The following is a 3,241-nucleotide window of genomic DNA, read 5'->3' as shown; positions in this document are numbered from 1 at the left end:
ATTACATGGTGCCAACCTATTTCATCGGCCTGGACGCGTTGCCGGTTAACGCCAATGGCAAGGTTGACAAGCGGGCGTTGCCCGAACCGAACATCCGTGGCAAGCGCGTGTATGTGGCGCCGTCGACTGAGATGGAGCATTTGCTTGCCCGTATCTGGGAAGAAGTGCTCGGAATGGAGCAAATCGGGATTCATGACAACTTTTTCGCATTAGGTGGAGACTCCATCAAAGCGATCCGGATGGCGGCATTGCTAAACCGTCATCACTTGCGGCTGGAAACCAAAATGCTATTTAGCCATCCCACCATTGCAGCATTGGCACCTTGGGTGCAACCGGCTCGCCAGCGGTTGGTCGAGGTAGAAGAAATTGCCGGTGAAGTGGAACTCACCCCGATTCAACAATGGTTTTTCTCCAAGCGTTCCCCAGAGCCGCATCATTTCAATCAGGCGGTGATGTTGCGCAAAGAGGCCGGTTGGCGGGCGGAGAGTGTTGTGCGAGCGTTTGGAGCATTGGTCAAGCACCACGACGCGTTGCGCATGGGTTATCAATTTTCGGAGACGGGCGTCACCCAATGGGTTCGAGGAATGGACGGACAGCATTTTACCTTGGAAGAAATCGACTTGCGTGGCCAAGGGGATGAGCAGGTGAAAGCGCGTGTCGAACAGGTCGCGAACCGGTTGCAACAAAGCTTATCACTGGAAGCGGGACCGTTGGTTCGGCTAGGGCTGTTCAAAACGGACCAGGGAGGCTGTCTGTTGATCGTGATCCACCACTTGGTGGTAGACGGTGTGTCGTGGCGGATCTTGATAGAGGATTTTCACGCGTGCTATGAGGCGGCCGAACAAGGAAAAGATATTGAACTCCCTGACAAGACGCATTCTTTTCAACTTTGGGCGGCCAAGTTGAAAGAGGTGGCCAATAGCGGCGTTGTGCTGAAGGAGTGCGATTACTGGAAGCAGCAGGAGTCAGTAGCGATTGCGCCGCTACCTAAAGACAGCGAGGGCTCAGGTCATCCGACGATGGGAGAACAGGTCGACATGACTTGGAGCTGGAATCGTGAAGAGACGAACCGCCTTCTTACCAAGACCCATCATGCGTACAACACAGATGTAAATGATTTGATGTTAACCGCCTTGTGTCGGGCGCTCAAAGAGTGGACAGGGCAAGAACAAATCGCGCTCCATCTTGAAGGGCATGGGCGTGAGCAGATCATTCCGGATATAGATGTGTCGCGAACCGTGGGCTGGTTTACCACCATGTACCCGGTTGTGTTTGAATTGCGCAATGACAACTGGGCTGACGCCATTCCACAAGTGAAGGAAACGTTGCGGCGGATTCCCAACAAAGGCATCGGCTATGGCCTTTTGCGTTATATGGCGGAAGCAGAACACACGCAGGATTTGACGTTTGCCTTGGAGCCGGAAATCAGTTTCAACTATTTGGGGCAGTTTGCGGAGGAAGGATTGGGCTCGTCACCATTGCCGACGGGAACTTGGTTTAGTCCCAAAACGCCTGATAAACATGCCCTGTCGATCAGTGGCATGGTGGTCGACGGAAAGCTGCACTTCATCTTTTCGTATAACCGGGAGTGGCTGTTTCCTGAGACGGTGGAGCGGTTGGCGGGCCGTTTCGACCAATATCTTCGAGAATGTGCGGCTCACTGCGAGGGGCGGCGGACGACGGTACGCACACCGAGTGATTTTGGAGCGAATCCGTTGACATGGGACGATTGGAACCACGTGCGCACACTGATTGACGAACAAAAGATTGAAGATGTGTATGCGTTGTCCCCTTTGCAAAAAGGGATGCTGTTCCATTCGTTGCAAGACCGTCTGCAATACTTTGAACAATTTACGCTGGAGATTTCCGGGAAGATTGATGTGGCCCGGTTTGAAGAGAGTTTGCATGCGCTTGTGCAACAACATGGCATGTTGCGTACAGTCTTTGTGCATGAGAAATTAAGCGAGCCTGTGCAAGTGGTTTTGACATCTTGTTCCGTTCCGTTTTCATTTGTCGATCTCACTAGCTTGCCAGAAGAGGAACGTTTTGTCCGCATGACCGAGTTGAAAGCGGAAGACCGACAGCGCGGATTTTCCTCATTGCAACAGCCATTAGTCCGCTTTACCTTGATTCGAATGGGAGATGCACAATACCGGTTGATTTGGAGCTTCCATCACCTGTTGATAGATGGCTGGTGCATCAAGCGCTTGCTAGAGGATTGGCTGGCGTGGCATCAAGCGCGGATGCGCGGGGAGACGTTGCCGATGATTGATCCGGTTCCTTATCGCCGCTACATCGAGTGGTTACAAGAACGAGATCATCAGGAGGCACAAGCGTTTTGGGAATCCTATCTGCAAGGGTTTGAGCAAAAAGCGACACTTTTTGGCCAGACCGATCCACCAAAGCGGTTAGTTGCGGAAGAAAAGGCGGAACGGATTTTCACACTGTCCCACGAGTGGACGTCACGACTCGGCGGATTGGCACGACAGTCTCAAGTGACTGTCAACACGGTGCTACAAGCATTGTGGGGTGTCTTGCTACAGAAAATGAACAGTGTGCGGGATGTGGTGTTCGGTGCGGTTGTATCCGGTCGCCCAGCTGACTTGCCTCAGGTGGATGAAATGGTGGGTCTCTTCATCAATACGGTGCCGGTGCGCGTTCGCGGGGACAAATCCACCACGTTTGCCGAATTGCTTGCGCAGTTGCAACAGGAGAATCTGGCGGCCGAACCGGCTCACTTTTCCTCTTTGGCGGAGATCCAGGCCCACACGTCGTTGGGCAACCAGCTGTTTGACCATATCGTCGCATTTGAAAACTACCAATTGGATATGTCTGCGCTGAAAGAGGCTTATGCGGGCACGGGGTTTGTGATTGAACGGATCGAAGCGTTTGAGCAGGACAATTATGCTTTTAGTTTGGTCATTTATCCGGGAGAACAGATCACATTGAAGTTTTCTTACGCGACGGAAGTGTTCACGCAAGAGCAAATGGAGCAGCTGTTCGCTTCGCTACAGGCCTTGATCAGACAAGTAGTGGCCGATCCCCAGCGCCGCCTCGATGAGCTCGACATTGTTTCTGAAGCAGAAGCGGATCGATTGCTGAACGCGTTTAACGCGACGGAAGCGGAGTATCCACGAGACCGGACTCTGCACGAGTGTATTGCGGAACAAGCGGCGCGCACCCCCGAACGGACGGCGGTGGTGTACCGGGAGGAGACGCTGACCTACGGCGAATTGGATGC

1 protein-coding gene is annotated in these 3,241 nt (G+C 53.1%); it reads left to right on the top strand.

What is annotated here, in order from left to right; translation table 11 throughout:
- Positions 1–3,241: condensation domain-containing protein (locus tag QQZ12_RS16800; protein ID WP_284724684.1), on the top strand; the 3,241-nt coding region annotated here is incomplete at both ends.

This window comes from Laceyella tengchongensis (assembly GCF_900182735.1).
Lineage (GTDB): Bacteria > Bacillota > Bacilli > Thermoactinomycetales > Thermoactinomycetaceae > Laceyella > Laceyella tengchongensis.
The sequence above is the reverse complement of the archived record's forward strand: the minus strand, read 5'-3'. Positions and strand labels throughout refer to the sequence as shown.